Genomic DNA, 15,675 nt, shown 5'->3' with positions numbered 1-15,675 from the left:
CCCCATCGCCGCTCCCGATGGCATCGACTCAGTGGCACAACCCATCTGGCGTTTCTTGGCCCTCACGGGTCGAGACCCGTCGAGGCCACGGCTTGCCTGTCGCCAACACGGTTCAGTTTTGGTTTCATCTCCAAACTACCTGCCAACTCAGTGCGTTTGGCAGAGGATGAGGAGCATCATGGGCGGGTGTTCCCCGTCCGTTGGGGGCCCGCTCGATCATCGAGTCGTCGCGGGTGGTTTGGAGCGGGCGACGATGCACGTGTCGCCGACTCGGCAGGATGTAGAGGGGGAACGCCATGGGTCCCACGGACACCAGACGGTCATCTGAACGGCCGCGACGATATCTGGCGGACGAGTCCGTGCATTTGCAGGTGGTGCTGGACAGAGTCGAACGCATGCGAGAGCACGGACCGGACGATCTCGAGCCGGTGTTGCGCGAGGTCAACGAGTCCAACGTGGCGTTCGTGCCAGGGGCTCGGTATGCCGGCATCACGATCATGGACAGCTCGGGAACGGTGTCCACGCTGGGTGGCACCGCCCCCTGCGCCCGAGTACTCGACGACGTGCAACGCGACTTCGGCGAGGGTCCGTGCCTCTCTGCGGCCTGGCAGCAACACATCATCTTCGTCGACGACCTGACCGCCGAGCACCGCTGGCCCCGCTTCCGCGACGCGGCGCTCCATCGAACCCCAGTGCGCTCGACGATGTCGTTTCGTCTCGTCGCCGACGACCGGCAGATCGCGACGTTGAACTTCTACGCCGACACGGCGGGGGTGTTCGACGACGAGTCGATCGAACTGGGGTTACTGGCCGCAACGCACACGGCGGTGGCGTGGAACATGCTCCAGCGCGATCGTCAGTTTCGAAGCGCGTTGAGCAGTCGAGACGTCATCGGGCAAGCCAAGGGCATGCTGATGGAGCGTTACGGCATCGACGCGGTCGCCGCGTTCGAGCTGCTCAAGCAGCTTTCGCAGCAGACGAACGTCAAACTCACCGACGTCGTGGCACGACTGGTTGGCGATGACCGCCCGAGCTGACCGCGCAGCCAGGACTGAAACCGGCCATGGCGCACGTCGGATGAGGCGGCTGCCGTGAGTGTGCGCGATCCCCTCGATCATCTGATCGGTGATGCCGAGACCGTCCGCAGCGTCTTCGAGCAGGCGCCGGTGATGTTGACGGCCCTCGACGGGCCGAAATTGCGGTTCGCGGCAGCCAATGCCGCCTACCGTGCGGTCTACCCCAATCTCGAGTTGGGCGCCTCGGTGTGGGATCTGTTGCCCGATCTCGTCGACCAGCACCTCTATGAGCAGTTCGTGCGGGTGTACGAAACCGGTGAGCCGCTATCCGCCCGAGAGTGGCGCATGCACGTCGACCTCGACGGCGCGGGCACCAAGGAATTGTTCTTCGACATGGTCGTCACGCCGCGGCGTGACGCTGGCGGGACGATCATCGGTGTCCTGATCTCGTTGGACGAGGTCACCGGACGGGTCAGGGCTCGCCGTGCCGTCGAAGTCCGCGCCGAACGGTTGCAGGACCGCTACGAGGCGGTGCGCGACGCGGCGACGGTGATGCAGCAGGCATTGCTCTCCCCTGCCATTCCGGTGTTGCCCCACCTCGACGTGGCGGCGGCCTATCTGGTGGCCACCGAGGACACCGGGGCGGGCGGCGATTGGTTCGACGTCCTGCCCGGAGCCGACGGTGGCGTCCATCTGGTCGTGGGGGACGTCGTGGGCCACGGGGTCCGCGCCGCGGCGGTCATGGCCCAGTTGCGCACCGCAGTGCGCATGCAGCTGCACGCCGGCGCGGGAATCGTCGAGGCGTTGGATGCCGTCGACGACTTCGCCGCCGAGATACCGGGTGCGGCCTCGGCGACGCTCTGCCTGGCCCGCGTCGACCCCGACAGCGGCGACGTAGAGTACTGCACCGCGGGACACCCCCCACCGCTGGTCGTCGGCGTCGACGGGTCCGCCAGGTACCTGGAACCGACCAATGCCCGACCGCTGCGCTCCGGTAGCGAATACCTAACGCGGTCAACGCATTTGGAAGACGGCGACGTCATCGCGCTGTACAGCGACGGGCTCATCGAACGCCCCGGCCTGCGCCTGCCGGCGAGCACCGCCGAGGTGGCCGACGTCGCCGCGCGGGTACTGCACGGAACGGCCGGATTCGTCCTCGACGCGCAGCGAGCCCCCGTGCAGCGGTTGTGTTCTCAGGCCGTGGAAGTACTAGTCCGCGCTACCGGCTATGCCGACGACATCACCTTGCTCGCCGCGCAACGCCGTCCCGCCTCGCCGGCGCTGAACCTCGACGTGGCGGCTGACGAGCATGCCGAGCCCCAGGTGCGCGCACGGCTGCGCGCATGGTTCGACACCCTCGGCGCGGACTTCGTCAGCGGCCAGATCCTCGAGCACGCGGTCACCGAGTTCGTCGCCAACGCCGTCGAACATGCCTACGGGTCAACGGATTCGGGAACGGTGGCGGTTCGCGGGGTTCTCGACGACGGCGGCTTTGCCCGGGTGAGCGTGTCCGATCACGGACGGTGGCGCGATGCGAACGGCAACGATCCCCGTCGGGGTCGCGGTCTGTCCCTGGCCCAGGCAATGGTGGCCGACACCTCCGTCGTCAGGTCCCCCACCGGCACCACCGTGACCGCGGTTCACCGGTTGACCCGCGACGCCCACATCGTCGTCGACCCGCGCGCCGCCCGCACCGCCCCGCCGAACCCTGCCACCACATTCAACGCCGTCGTCGAGGACGACGGCGTGGTCATCGTCGCCGGAGACGTCGACAGCAGCGCCGCCGCGGCTCTAGACGGGATACTGTCCATCCACAGCCACGCCGGCACCGCACCCGTGACCGTCGACCTCAGCGCCGTCACTCATTTCGGATCAGCAGCAGTTGGCGTGCTGATCCAGACCAGCCGACGGGCCCACATCCACGGCAGCAGTTGCACGCTGCTCGCACCGCCCGGCGGGACCGCACACCACGTGCTGTCCCTTGCCGGACTCCCCACCGGCCCTGCAGAGACGTCCCCCGTCGACGACTGACGACACCCTCATCAGGCTGGGTTGATCAGCGTGTCCATCACCCGGTCCGCCAGATCACGTGGATCGATGTCTTGGGTGGCGATTCGATGCACCTGGTCGTCGGTGGCCATCCATCGGACGTCGGCGTGGTCGACGTCGGTTCCGAAGTAGATGCTGACCGGGATGTCGTTGATCTCGGTGTTGCAGGCGTACTCGTCGGCGCCGGCGCTCACGTTGGCGCGGATGTCGCGTCGTGCAAGCTCAGCGACGAGTGCGCTGGCAAGTTCCTTGGCTGAGGACATCATTGAAGGGTAGGGGTGAGTGCCGGGGACGCCGTGCCGAGGCCTCGACGCGGCGCATCCGTTGACATATTCGCCGTCATGTCGTACTCATGAGACATGACGACGCAGGTGTCTCACGCAGACGGGGTGCGGTTCCAGCTGGCCACCGCCGAGACCTGGGCGAACCCCTGGCCCGCGTACCGCGCCCTGCGCGACCACGACCCGGTGCACCACGTCATCCCCGAGGACGCACCGGAGCACGATTACTACGTACTGTCCCGGCATGCCGACGTCTTCGCTGCGGCGCGCGACCACCAGACCTTCTCCTCCGCGAAGGGCCTGACCGTCAACTACGGGGAGCTCGACCTCATTGGCATGGCGGACAACCCGCCGATGGTGATGCAGGACCCGCCCGCGCACACCGCGTTTCGCAAGCTGGTGTCCCGAGGATTCACGCCGCGACAGGTGCAGGCCGTCGAGCCCGAGGTCCGCCGCTACGTCCGCGAACGCGTCGACGCGTTGCGCGCCAACGGCGGTGGCGACGTGGTCGCCGAATTGTTCAAGCCACTGCCCTCGATGGTGGTGGCGCACTACCTCGGCGTGCCGGAGGCCGACCGCGACCGGTTCGACGGCTGGACCGACGCCATCGTCGCCGCCAACACCTCTGCCGACGGTATCGCCGGCGCCCTTGACACACTCGGCGACGCCCTCGGCGAGATGACGGCCTACTTCACCGCCCTTGTCGAACGCCGCCGTGACGACCCCGGCGACGACACCATCTCCCACCTCGTCGACGCCGGCATCGGGGTAAACGGCGACGTCTCGGGATTGCTGTCGATCCTCGCGTTCACCTTCACGATGGTGACCGGCGGCAACGACACCACCACCGGAATGCTCGGCGGCACAGTGCAATTGCTACACCAACGCCCCGATCAACGCCAGCTGCTGACCGCCGACCGCGAGCTGATCGGTGACGCCGTCGACGAGTTCTTGCGCCTGACCTCACCGGTGCAGATGCTGGGCCGCACCGCGACCCGCGACGTGACGGTCGGCGACACCACGATCCCCACCGGGCGGCGCGTCATGCTGCTCTACGGGTCGGCCAACCGCGACGATCGCCAGTACGGCCCCGACGCGGGTGACCTCGACGTCACCCGCCGACCACGAAACATCCTGACGTTCAGCCACGGTGCGCATCACTGCCTCGGCGCGGCCGCCGCTCGGATGCAGTCCCGCGTCGCACTGGAGGAACTGCTGGCCGGCATCCCGAACTTCGAGGTGGCCGAGGACGACGTCGTGTGGGCCGACGGGGCCTACGTGCGGCGGCCGCTCTCGATGTCGCTGCGGGTGGCGTGATGGCCGGCGACTGGCTGGCCGACAGTCGCACGGAGGTCGCCGCGGACCGCATCCTCGACGCCGCCGAGCACCTGTTCACCCGGCACGGCGCCGCGAACGTCGCGATGGCCGACGTCGCCACGGCGGCAGGCTGTTCGCGCGCCACGCTGTACCGCTACTTCGAGAATCGGGACGCCCTGTACACCGCCTACGTGCACCGCGAGACGCACCGGGTGTTTCGTGACGTCGGTGACCGCGTAAGCGGCGTCGCCGACACCGGCCGGCGACTGGTCGAGGCCGTGCTCGCCGCGCTGGCGATGGTGCGCGACAGTCCCGCCCTGGCATCGTGGTTCGCACCGAGCCAGCGCCCCATCGGCGGGGAGATGGCCGAACGATCCGAGGTGATCACGACGCTGACCGCGGCCTTCCTGCGAACCCTCGACGTCGACGACGCCGACCGCCGGGCGCGCTGGCTGGTGCGAACGATGGTGTCGCTGTTGACGTTTCCCGGTGGCGACGAGGACGACGAACGCGCGATGCTTTACGAATTCGTCGTCCCGGTCGTATTGCCGCGTCGAGCTACGTCCGCACTCTCGTCACCCGATGCAGCAGCCAGGCCAACGGAACGGTGACCATCAACGTCACCAGGAACAGCCACCACGTCGAGCCCGTGTAGATCGGAAACCGCAGGATTTCGACCATCACCAGTTCCATCGTGACCAGGTGGATCAGGAAGATCTCATAGGAGATCTCGCCAAGGAACACCATCGGCCGGCTCGCCATGAATCGCAGGTACCACCCCCGGACGTCATGGCCTCCGCGCAGCGCCACCGGCGCCACCACCAGCGTCGAGATCACGGCGTAGAACACCGTCTTGACCAAGCCCTCCCGCAATTCCGCGGGCGACGTCGTCGGCGCACCGGCGATCGGCGTCGAGACGATGAAGTAGCAGGCCAGTGCCAGCGGCAGGCACACCGCCGCATACGCCCGCACCCCCAGCGGCAGCAGGGCCGCGAGCAGCATGCCGCCGAGGAACCACGTCAGATAGGTCGGCAGCCACAACGGCGCGCCGTCGGGCAAGGCGTCGGTGGTGTGCACCAGTGTCAACCATGCCGGGCTGACGAGCGTCAACGCGAACAACCCGACGATCAGCCGGGCCGGATGCCACTGCCTGCGACACACCACCACCAGCAACAGGTAGGCCAGGAACGGCAGTGCGACGTAGAACGCAGCCTCCACAGCCAGGCTCCACATCTGCGTAAGGCCTTGGTGCAGGTACGAATACAGGTAGTCGTCGGTGTAGATCTGGGTCAGCGTGAGGTTGCGGAACAGCCCGATCCACGTGTGGCCGGGATTGGGCCCCGCCGTGCGGAAGTGGTACACCGCATACGCGGCCAACACGGTCACCACGTACGCCGGCATGATGCGTCGGACCCGGTGCCACGCGTAACGACGGACCGACGGCGGGGCAGTTCCGTCCGCAGCCGCCCGCACCCACGGCGCGAACAGCAGGAACCCCGACAGCACGAAGAAGATCGGCACGCCAATCTCCATGCGGGAGTAGATCAATCCCACGTAGCCGTGGGTGTACTTGCCCGTCGTATACGCCGCGTGGGTCAGCATGACGAGCAGCGCGGCCACCGCGCGGATACCGGTCAGTGCGGCGACTCTGCCCCGGCTCGCCGACTCCAGGCCGCCGACGTCGGTGTCGCGCTGGGTCACTTGTGCTTGTGGTGGCTCGGTCCGCGATCAGGGGTGAGGTCGATGAGCACACCCGAGATCCGGGTGTGCTCGAGCTTCTTGATCGTTTCGCGCGACAGCTTCGCCGGCAACTCGACCAGCGAGTGGTCCATCTTGATGGTGATGTGGCCGAAGTCGCTGCGGTGCAACCCACCCTCGTTGGCAATCGCGCCGACGATGGACCCCGGGCCGACCTTGTGCCGCTTGCCAACTGCAATGCGATAGGTCGCCAGATCGCTGCGCACGTTGTCCCGGCGCTTGCGGGGCGGCCCGTCCTCGCGGTCGGGGCGCTCGCGCCGCTTCTCCGGCGGCGGCTCGGTCATCAGGAATTCGCCGCCACCTCGGCTCTGCACGGCCAGCGCCGCGGCGATCTCCGCGGTCGGCACGTCGTGGTCGCGCTCGTAGTCCTCGATCAGCTTGCGGAACAACTCGATTCCCGGTGCGCTCAGCGCCTCGGTGATCGATTCGCGGAACTTCTCCACCCGCTTGTCGTTGACGTCGTCGACCGACGGCAGCTTGGCCTCGACGAGCTTCTGCCGCGAGACCCGTTCGATGGAGTTGAGCAGATGCTTCTCCCGCGGTGTGACGAACAGCACCGCTGCCCCGGAGCGGCCAGCCCGGCCGGTACGACCGATGCGGTGCACGTAGGACTCGGGATCGTGCGGGATGTCGTAGTTCAGGACGTGGGAGATGCGCTCCACGTCCAACCCGCGGGCCGCCACGTCGGTGGCGATCAGGATGTCGATCGTCCCGTCCTTGAGCTGGGAGATGGTGCGCTCCCGGACGGCCTGGGGGATGTCACCGTTGATCGCCGCGGCCGCGAACCCCCTGGCGCGGAGCTTTTCGGCGACTTCCTCGGTGGCCTGCTTGGTGCGGACGAAGACGATCATCGCCTCGAACGGCTCCACCTCGAGCAGCCGGGTCAGGGCGTCCATCTTGCGCGGCCCGGCCACCTGGATGTAGCGCTGCGTGATGTTCTCCGCCGTCGCCGTCTTCGACTTCACGGTGACCTGTACGGGATCGTGCAGGTACTTCGAGGTGATCTTGCGGATGGCCGGCGGCATGGTGGCCGAGAACAGGGCCACCTGCTTGTACTCCGGGGTGTCGGCGAGGATGCGTTCGACGTCCTCGGCGAAGCCCATCTGCAGCATCTCGTCGGCCTCGTCGAGCACCATGTAGTCCAGGTGCGAGACGTCCAGGCTGCCCTTCTCCAGGTGGTCGATCACGCGACCGGGCGTACCCACGACCACCTGAGCGCCGCGCTTGAGACCGGCCAGCTGCGGACCGTAGGAGGAGCCGCCGTAGACCGGCAGGACGTTGACGTTGAGATGCGCGCCATAGCGACCGAAGGCCTCGGCCACCTGCAGGGCCAGCTCGCGCGTCGGCGCGAGCACCAGGGCTTGCGTGGTGCGGCTAGAGGTGTCGATGCGGGACAGGATCGGCAGTGCGAACGCCGCGGTCTTGCCGGTGCCGGTCTGCGCGAGTCCGACGACGTCGGAGCCTGCCAGCATCGGAGGAATGGTCTCGGCTTGAATGGCCGACGGCGACTCGTAGCCGACGTCGGCGAGGGCCTGCAGCACCTTCGGGTGAAGCTGCAGGTCAGCAAAGGTCAATTCGGCGTTCGTCGCGCCGGGTTCTTCAGAGGTCATCGAGTTGGCAGTCTACGGGTAATCCCAGCTCCCTCCCCCATGTCGCACCGGGGATGACGCCGGGAGCCGGTACGGTGGCCCGGCGTGAGGGTGAAGCGACGGTTCCAGTGGTGGTTCGCGGTTCTGTGGGCGGTCGCGGCGCTGGCCGGCTGCGGGGCGAGCGACTCGACGGTGTCCAAGACTCCGCAGGCCACGGTGCCCCCGGCACGGACTGCCCCGCCGGCTCCGGCGCCCACCGTCGCCGCCGGACCGTCGCAGACCCCGGCGCCCGCCGACCCCTGCGCGGTCAACCTCGCCGCCCCGGAGATCGCCAAAGCCGTCTCGGAGCTGCCGCGTGACCCCCGCAGCGGCCAGCCGTGGAGCCCCGAGCCGCTGGCCGGCAACTACAACGAATGCGCGCCGCTGTCGGCCGTCGTCATCAAGGCCAACACCAACGCCGACAATCCGAACACCCGCGCGGTGCTGTTCCACCTCGGCAAGGTCATCCCCACCGGCGTACCGGACACCTACGGTTTCAACGGCATCGACGAGACCGCCACCACCGGCGACACGGTGGCGCTGGCGTACGTCAACGAGACCAGCAAGCTCAAGAGCGTCGTACGGTTCCGCTGGAACGGCAACGGCGTCGAATTGATCGGCAACACCGGATAGTTCGGCGCTTCGGCGTCGTAGCCCTGACCTACAGTCGACTCCGTGTTCGTCCTAGCCGATGCAGGCGTCGACCGCGTCGTCTACAGCGCCTCCGACCTCGCCGCCGCCGCCCGCTGCGAGTACGCGTTGCTGCGCGCCTTCGACCAGAAGCTGGGGCGCAGTCCCAAGACCGTCGTCGACGACGACCTGCTCGCCCGTACCTCCGCCCTGGGCGACGACCACGAGCGCCGTCAGCTGGAGGACTTACGGGCCGAGTTCGGCGACGTCACCGTCATCGGTCGTCCGTCCTACTCCGCCGCCGGGTTGCGCGCTGCGGCCGAGCAGACGATGCGCGCGGTCGCCGACCGCGCGCCGGTCGTCTACCAGGCCGCGATGTTCGACGGCCGCTTCGTGGGTTTCGCCGACTTCCTGATCCTCGAAGACGGTCTGGCCGGCGACCGATACGTCCTGCGGGACACGAAGCTGGCCCGCTCGGTCAAGGTGGAGGCGCTGTTGCAACTCGCCGCCTACGCCGACACTCTGACCCGTACCGGCGTTCCGGTGGCCGACGAGGTCGAGCTGGTGCTTGGCGACGGCACCGTGTCGGCCTACCGGGTCGACGAACTGCTGCCCGTCTACGTTCCGAGGCGCGCGGCGCTGCAGCGGCTGCTCGACGACCACCTCGCCCGCGACCGTCCGGTCAGCTGGGACGACGTCGACGTCCGCGCCTGCTTCCGCTGCCCGGAGTGCAGCGTCGAGGTGCGCGCCCGCGACGACTTGCTGCTCGTCGCCGGCATGCGGATCAGCCAGCGGGCCCGACTGCTCGACGCGGGCGTCACCACGGTGCACGACCTCGCCGAGCTCGACGCCTCGGTGCCCGAGCTGTCCCCACGGGCGACCAGGGCGCTGGTGGCCCAGGCGCGGCTGCAGGTCGCCGACAGGATCGTCGAGAACGGAAGTCTCAAACCGCCCTTCGAGGTGGTCGACGCCCAGCCCCTGATGGTGCTGCCCGACCCGAACAAGGGCGATCTGTTCTTCGACTTCGAGGGCGACCCGCTCTGGACTCTCGACGGCCGGGAGTGGGGCCTCGAGTACCTGTGGGGCGTGCTGACCGCCCAGGACGAGTTCACGCCCTACTGGGCGCACGACCGCCGCAGCGAGCGCACGGCGCTGGCGGACTTCCTGGCCATGGTCGCCAAGCGCCGCAAGCGCTACCCCGGGATGCACGTCTACCACTACGCCGCGTACGAGAAGAGCACGCTGCTGCGACTGGCCGGGCGGTACGGCGTCGGCGAGAACGACGTCGACGATCTGCTGCGCAACGGTGTGCTCGTCGACCTGTATCCGTTGGTGCGCAAGAGCATTCGCGTTGGCACCGAGAGCTACTCCATCAAGTATCTCGAGCCGCTGTACATGGGCAACGAACTGCGCGACGGTGAGGTGACCACCGCGACCGACTCCATCACGCAGTACGCCCGGTACTGCGAGCTCCGCGACGAGGGGCGGACCGACGACGCCGCGGTCGTACTCAAGGAGATCGAGGACTACAACCGGTACGACTGCCGCTCCACGCACCGACTGCGGGACTGGCTTGTGGCCCGCGCGATCGAGTCCGAGGTCCCACCCCGCGGTCCACAACCCGTCCGCGACAAGGCCGCCGAGGAAGCCGTCGACGTGGCCGACGCCCTCGAGCGCCGGCTGATGCGGTTCGCCGGGGAGGGCGTCGAGCCGCGCACCCCCGAGCAGACGGCCGTCGCCATGGTGGCTGCCGCCCGCGGCTATCACAAGCGCGAGGACAAGCCGTTCTGGTGGGCGCACTTCGACCGCGTCAACAGTCCCGTCGACGAATGGGCTTCCGACGGTGACGTATTCGTCGCCGACCGGCACGAGATCGTCGCCGACTGGCATCAACCGCCCCGGGCGCGTAAACCGCAACGTCACGTGCGTTTGTTCGGCGAGCTCGCCACCGGCGACCTGGCCCGCACCATGTACGCCCTCTACGAGCCGCCGGCTCCGGCCGGGTTCGCCGACGATCCCGACCGCCGTGGGTTCGCCAGCGTCGAGGTGATCGAATGCGACGACCCCGAGGCGCCCACCGAGGCACTGATCGTGGAGAAACAGCCCAAGGACGGCGAGACCTTCGACCAGGTGCCGTTCGCGCTGACACCGGGGCCGCCGATCAACACCAAGCCCATGCAGGAGTCCATCGAGGCAACGGCGTCCCTGATGGGTGCTGGCCTGCCCAACCTGCCCGCCGACCCCGTCGTCGACGTGCTGCTGCGCCGCCCGCCGCGCACGACGAGCGGCCGCCCGCTCCCCCGCACCGGCGACGTCGCCGCCGACATCACCGCCGCCGTGCTCGACCTCGACTCCTCCTACCTGGCCGTGCACGGGCCGCCGGGCACCGGGAAGACGTTCACCTCGGCCCAGGTGATCAGTCGACTGGTCGAGCAGCACCACTGGCGCGTCGGGGTGGTCGCCCAGTCGCACGCGGTGGTGGAGAATCTGCTGGGATGCGTCGTCGACGCGGGCGTCGACCCCGACCGGGTCGGCAAGAAGAAGAGCCCGAACGCGCCGTGGCGCGACGTCCCCGAGAAGGACTATGCGGCGTTCGTCGCCGACCCGGTCGGCGGCGTCATCGGCGGCACCGCATGGGATTTCGCCAACGCCACCCGCATCCCGCGCGGCGCGCTCGACCTGCTGGTCGTCGAAGAGGCCGGCCAGTACAGCTTGGCCAACACCATCGCGGTCGCCAGCGCCGCGCGCAATCTGCTGCTGCTCGGCGACCCGCAGCAGCTGCCACAGGTCAGCCAGGGCACCCACCCGGCACCCGTGGACCGCTCCGCGCTGGGCTGGCTGGTGGACGGTCACCACACGTTGCCGCCCGAACGGGGCTACTTCCTCGAGTTCTCCTACCGCATGCATCCCGACGTCTGCGGTCCGGTGTCGCGGCTGTCCTACGACGGCCGCCTCCGTGCGATGGAATCGGTCAGCGCGGCGCGCCACCTGGACGGCGTGACCCCCGGCGTCCGGGTGCTCGACGTCGACCACGACGGCAATTCCACCGACAGTCCGGAGGAGGCCGACGCCATCGTCAGCGAGATCCGCGGGCTGCTCGGCCGGTCGTGGACCGACGGATCGCAGACCACAGCGCTGGGCCAGGAACACGTGCTGGTCGTCACCCCGTACAACGCGCAGGTGGTCATGCTGCGACGCCGTCTGGACGCCGCCGACCTTGGCGACGTTCGGGTCGGCACGGTCGACAAGTTCCAGGGCAGGCAGGCCCCCGTGGTGTTCGTCTCGATGACGGCATCCTCGGCCGAGGACGTGCCGCGCGGAATCTCGTTCCTGCTCAACCGTAATCGCCTCAACGTCGCCGTGAGCCGGGCCAAGTACGCGGCGGTGATCGTGCGGTCTCGGCTGCTGACTGACTACCTGCCGCCCACCCCCGCCGGGCTGATCGAGCTCGGGGCGTTCCTGTCGCTCACCGCGTCGGCGGGCGCACCGTCCATCTGTGGTACACCCAGCCCGTGAGTGACGACCTGACCGACCTGCTCGCGGCGATCGTCGGCGCCAAGTACGTCAGCACCGATGCCGACGTGCTGGCCGGCCGCTGCGTCGACTACACGGGCCGCTACCGGGGCCAGGCGAGCGCACTGGTCCGGCCGGGAACCGACGAGGAGGTCGCGGCGGTCCTTCGGACCTGTCGCGACGCCGGGGCCTACGTGACGATTCAGGGTGGGCGCACGTCGCTGGTCGCGGGCACCGTGCCCGAGCACGGCGACGTGCTGCTCTCCACCGAGCGCCTCACCTCCGTCGGCGAGGTCGACGTGGTCGAGCGCCGCGTCCGCGTCGGTGCGGGCGTCCCCCTGGCGGTGGTGCAGCGCGCCGCCACCGACGCCGGTCTGGTCTTCGGCGTCGACCTCGCGGCACGGGATTCGGCCACCGTGGGCGGCATGGCGTCGACGAATGCCGGCGGGCTGCGCACGGTTCGTTACGGCAACATGGGCGAGCAGGTGCTGGGCCTTGAGGTGGCCCTCGCCGACGGGTCGGTGGTGCGCCGCCACAGCGAGGTGCGCAGCGACAACACGGGTTACGACCTCGCCTCGCTCTTCGTCGGCGCCGAAGGAACCCTCGGGGTGATCACTAGTCTGGACCTGCGCCTGCGCCCCACCCCCGCCCACCGGGTGACGGCCGTCGTGGGGTTCGACGACCTCGACGCGCTGATCGCCGTCGGGCGCGAGTTCCGCGACGTCGACGGGATCGCCGCCCTCGAGCTCGTCGACGCCAGGGCCAGCGCGTTGACCGCCGAACACGCCGGCGTCGGCCCCGCCGTCGACGGGGCATGGCAGCTGTTGATCGAGCTCGCAGGCGACGTAGACCCCACCGAGCGGCTGGCCGAGTTGCTCGAGAACGCCGAACTGACGGGCGAGCCCGCGGTGGGCGTCGACGCCGCGACGCAGTTCCGGCTGTGGCAGGTCCGCGAGGCCATTGCCGACGTGCTCGGCGTCTACGGGCCGCCGCTGAAGTTCGACGTGTCCCTGCCCCTGTCGTCGATCGGCGAATTTGCCTCTGCGGCAACGGCATTGGTGTCCGAACATGCACCTGAGGCCATCCCCGTGTTGTTCGGCCACCTCGGCGAGGGCAACCTGCATCTGAACCTGGTGCGCTGCGTGCTCGACGCCGACCGCGAACGGGCGCTCTACGCGGCGATGATGGCGTTGATCGCCGAGCATCACGGCAACGTCAGCAGCGAGCACGGCGTCGGCACCCGCAAGCGGGATTACCTGACGATGTCTCGAACCGATGCGGACGTCGCGGCGATGCGAGCCCTCAAGCGGGCCTTCGACCCCGACGGCAGGCTGAACCCCGCGGTGCTCTTCGGCGAGAGTTAGTCGCGGAAGCGCATCGAATGCTTGCCGTAGGTGCCGGCGTCCTCACCCGGCTGCTCCTGGCGGCGTGAATGCCGACCGGCCGACCCGCCGGTCGACGGTGCGACGAACCCGTCGAGCGGATCGTCGAGCAGATCGATCCACGGGGAATGCCCGTTGCGCGCGGGAATCGGTTCCGGAGCCCGGTACCGCGCGCCAAGGTCGATCAGTTCGGGCACCGTGTCGGGGTCGTCGTCGACGGCGGTCTCGTCAGAAGGCTCACCCATCGGGCCGTGTCCCACTGCCCACGTCTCGGGCGGGGCCGGCATTCGCGGCGCGGCGTGGACCGCGAGCGGCGAGGTGGCGCTGTCGTCGGCGGCGGGTGCGTCGCGCTCCAGCACCTCGGCGTGGCGCCGCACCGCGCGGTCGGAGTCGTCCCACTCCTCGTGGTCGTCGTCGGCGGACCATTCGACGGTGTACTCCACGTAGTCGTCGTCGTCGGGGAAGTAGTCGGGTTCGACCGCCCGAGCGGCATCCGGCTGCGGCTCGTCCAGTGCGGAGGGATCGCCGAAGCCGCGGAGGAATAGCGCGGCGATCACACCGAACAAAGCGATGAACGCGGGCAGCAGCAGCGACCGGGACAACGCCTCGGAGAACGGCTCGTGTAGGAAGCCCGGCAGTTGGGTGACCGCGCCCTGACCCGCCCCGGGATCGGACTGATCGGGCAGCGCCGCGCTGATCTGCGACGTCATCAGGGCGGCGATGCCCGCGCTGCCCAGCACGCTGCCGACCTGCCGGGTGGTGTTGTAGACACCCGAGCCCGCACCAGCCAACCGCGGCGGCAGGTTGCGGGTGGCGGTGGCCGCCAGCGGTGACCAGATGAAGGCCATCCCCACGCCCATCAGGGTCAACGGCAGCGCGAGCCGCCAGATCGGCGTCGTCGGCGTCATCTCGAACGACAGCCAGGTCAGCGCGATGGCCACCGCCGAGAACCCGAAACCGATGAGCGGTCGTGGGTGGGACCGGTCGACGAGCTTGCCGGCGAAGGGGGCGAGCGCTCCCGATGCGATCGCCATCGGCGCGGTCAACAGAGCCGACCGGGTGGGCGAGAGACCGCACACCGCCTGGGCGTAGAACATGACCGGCACGATCATCGCCGTCACGACGAAGCCGATCACCGCGATTCCGAGGTTGGACAGGCTGAAGTCGTTGTCCCGGAAGATCCGCAGCGGAATCAGCGGCTCGCCGGTGTGGATCGACTGCCAGTAGACGAAGGCGCCCATCGCGACGACGCCCGCCACCAACGTGCCCCAGACCCATGGGGCCCAGTGGTGCGACTGTCCCTCCTGCAGCGCGAACACGATCAGGAAGAGGGCCACCCCGGACAGGAGCACGCCGATGACGTCGTACCCGTGTTTCTCGGTCGGCAGCACCGGAACGAAGATCAGCGCCAGCACCAGACCCAGCACGCCGATTGGCACGTTGACGATGAAGATCCACTGCCAGCCGAGGCCGTCGACGAGGACGCCGCCGGCCAGCGGACCGACGAGGGTCGCCACCCCCGCCGTCGCGCCCCACACGGCCAGTGCGACGCCGCGCCGCTCCGGTGGGAACACCCGGGTGATCGTGGACAGCGTTTGCGGGGTCAGCAGGGCCGCGCCGACGCCCTGGACCACGCGCGCGGCCACCAGCGTCTCGATGCTGCCTGCCAATCCACACCACAGTGACGCCGCGGTGAACACCGCCAGCCCGACCAGGTAGAGGTTGCGGGGGCCGAACTGGTCGCCGAGGCGGCCGGCGAGCAGTAGGGGCACCGCGTAGGCCAGCAGGTAGGCGCTCGTCACCCAGATGACCGCGTCGTAGTCGGCGTGCAGGGCGTCCATGATCGACGGATTGGCGACCGAGACGATCGTCGCGTCGAGCAGGATCATGAAGAACCCGACCAGCAGTGCCCACAGGGCGTGCCACGGGTTTCCGGTGCGGGGCCTGAGCAGTTGGAGCGCAGCCGTCATCGGCGTGCCTCCGGCGCCATGACGGCGTGGGACATCGGCGGGGGGTTCGTCATTTGCGGCTTCTGTTCGACCAGGCGGTGCGCGGCTAGACCGCCGACGCTACGGATCAGCCGGATGGACGACAAGTCGCC

The 15,675-nt window shown here is 68.9% G+C and carries 11 protein-coding genes; 7 read left to right on the top strand and 4 right to left on the bottom strand.

Annotated features, from left to right (window positions below):
- Positions 1-395 precede the first annotated feature (395 nt).
- Together H7K45_RS04775 and H7K45_RS04770 are read left to right on the top strand one after the other, a co-directional pair.
- A complete protein-coding gene (locus H7K45_RS04775; protein WP_263994624.1) occupies positions 396-1,037 on the top strand; it encodes a GAF and ANTAR domain-containing protein in 642 nt (213 codons plus the stop codon).
- Between the two features lie 54 nt (positions 1,038-1,091).
- The gene (locus H7K45_RS04770; protein WP_263994623.1) at positions 1,092-3,047 is read left to right on the top strand and encodes a SpoIIE family protein phosphatase; all 1,956 of its coding nucleotides are present in this window, start codon (positions 1,092-1,094) and stop codon (positions 3,045-3,047) included.
- An 11-nt stretch (positions 3,048-3,058) separates the two neighbouring features.
- Here the strand turns inward: H7K45_RS04770 and H7K45_RS04765 are convergent, their stop codons facing one another.
- Positions 3,059-3,328, bottom strand: a complete 270-nt coding sequence (locus H7K45_RS04765; RefSeq protein ID WP_263994622.1) for a hypothetical protein — start codon at positions 3,326-3,328, stop codon at positions 3,059-3,061.
- Between the two features lie 96 nt (positions 3,329-3,424).
- Here H7K45_RS04765 and H7K45_RS04760 point away from each other — a divergent pair, with 96 nt between their 5' ends.
- Together H7K45_RS04760 and H7K45_RS04755 are read left to right on the top strand one after the other, a co-directional pair.
- Entirely contained in the window at positions 3,425-4,663 is a 1,239-nt protein-coding gene (locus tag H7K45_RS04760) for a cytochrome P450 (protein ID WP_263994621.1), read from the top strand.
- Positions 4,663-5,274, top strand: a complete 612-nt coding sequence (locus H7K45_RS04755) for a TetR/AcrR family transcriptional regulator (RefSeq protein ID WP_263994620.1) — start codon at positions 4,663-4,665, stop codon at positions 5,272-5,274. The genes H7K45_RS04760 and H7K45_RS04755 overlap by 1 nt, the downstream gene beginning before the upstream one ends.
- Here H7K45_RS04755 and H7K45_RS04750 read toward each other — a convergent pair.
- Both H7K45_RS04750 and H7K45_RS04745 read right to left on the bottom strand, forming a co-directional pair.
- Positions 5,222-6,364, bottom strand: coding sequence for an acyltransferase family protein (locus H7K45_RS04750; RefSeq protein WP_263994619.1), 1,143 nt, complete (start codon positions 6,362-6,364; stop codon positions 5,222-5,224). The two genes, H7K45_RS04755 and H7K45_RS04750, sit on opposite strands and share 53 nt — an antisense overlap.
- A complete protein-coding gene (locus H7K45_RS04745; RefSeq protein ID WP_263994618.1) occupies positions 6,361-8,031 on the bottom strand; it encodes a DEAD/DEAH box helicase in 1,671 nt (556 codons plus the stop codon). The genes H7K45_RS04750 and H7K45_RS04745 overlap by 4 nt, the downstream gene beginning before the upstream one ends.
- Positions 8,032-8,115: 84 nt before the next feature.
- Here H7K45_RS04745 and H7K45_RS04740 point away from each other — a divergent pair, with 84 nt between their 5' ends.
- From H7K45_RS04740 to H7K45_RS04730, 3 genes are read left to right on the top strand one after another with little or no spacing between them, the layout of a single operon-like run.
- Positions 8,116-8,682 carry an LppP/LprE family lipoprotein gene (locus H7K45_RS04740; protein ID WP_263994617.1) on the top strand — a complete coding sequence of 189 codons (567 nt, stop codon included), beginning with the start codon at positions 8,116-8,118 and terminating at the stop codon, positions 8,680-8,682.
- Positions 8,683-8,724: 42 nt separating this feature from the next.
- Entirely contained in the window at positions 8,725-12,195 is a 3,471-nt protein-coding gene (locus tag H7K45_RS04735) for a TM0106 family RecB-like putative nuclease (RefSeq protein ID WP_263994616.1), read from the top strand.
- Positions 12,192-13,556, top strand: a complete 1,365-nt coding sequence (locus H7K45_RS04730) for an FAD-binding oxidoreductase (RefSeq protein WP_263994615.1) — start codon at positions 12,192-12,194, stop codon at positions 13,554-13,556. Before H7K45_RS04735 ends, H7K45_RS04730 begins: the two co-directional genes overlap by 4 nt.
- On the opposite strand, the gene H7K45_RS04725 is transcribed toward H7K45_RS04730, so the two are convergent.
- On the bottom strand, positions 13,553-15,544 hold the full coding sequence (locus tag H7K45_RS04725) for an MFS transporter (protein ID WP_263994614.1): 1,992 nt from the start codon (positions 15,542-15,544) through the stop codon (positions 13,553-13,555). The genes H7K45_RS04730 and H7K45_RS04725 overlap by 4 nt on opposite strands.
- Positions 15,545-15,675 lie beyond the last annotated feature (131 nt).

Origin of the sequence: Mycobacterium yunnanensis, from assembly GCF_025823185.1 — a bacterium.
In the GTDB taxonomy this organism is placed as follows: domain Bacteria; phylum Actinomycetota; class Actinomycetes; order Mycobacteriales; family Mycobacteriaceae; genus Mycobacterium; species Mycobacterium yunnanensis.
Note: the sequence above shows the minus strand (reverse complement) of the source record. Positions and strands in the feature narration are given on the sequence as shown.

Bases quoted from the DNA above. Each gene is read 5' to 3' on its own strand.
- H7K45_RS04775 (WP_263994624.1), top strand. From the start codon at position 396: ATGCGAGAGCACGGACCGGACGATCTCGAGCCGGTGTTGCGCGAGGTC.
- H7K45_RS04765 (WP_263994622.1), bottom strand. From the start codon at position 3,328: ATGTCCTCAGCCAAGGAACTTGCCAGCGCACTCGTCGCTGAGCTTGCA.
- H7K45_RS04760 (WP_263994621.1), top strand. From the start codon at position 3,425: ATGACGACGCAGGTGTCTCACGCAGACGGGGTGCGGTTCCAGCTGGCC.
- H7K45_RS04755 (WP_263994620.1), top strand. From the start codon at position 4,663: ATGGCCGGCGACTGGCTGGCCGACAGTCGCACGGAGGTCGCCGCGGAC.
- H7K45_RS04745 (WP_263994618.1), bottom strand. From the start codon at position 8,031: ATGACCTCTGAAGAACCCGGCGCGACGAACGCCGAATTGACCTTTGCT.
- H7K45_RS04725 (WP_263994614.1), bottom strand. From the start codon at position 15,544: ATGACGGCTGCGCTCCAACTGCTCAGGCCCCGCACCGGAAACCCGTGG.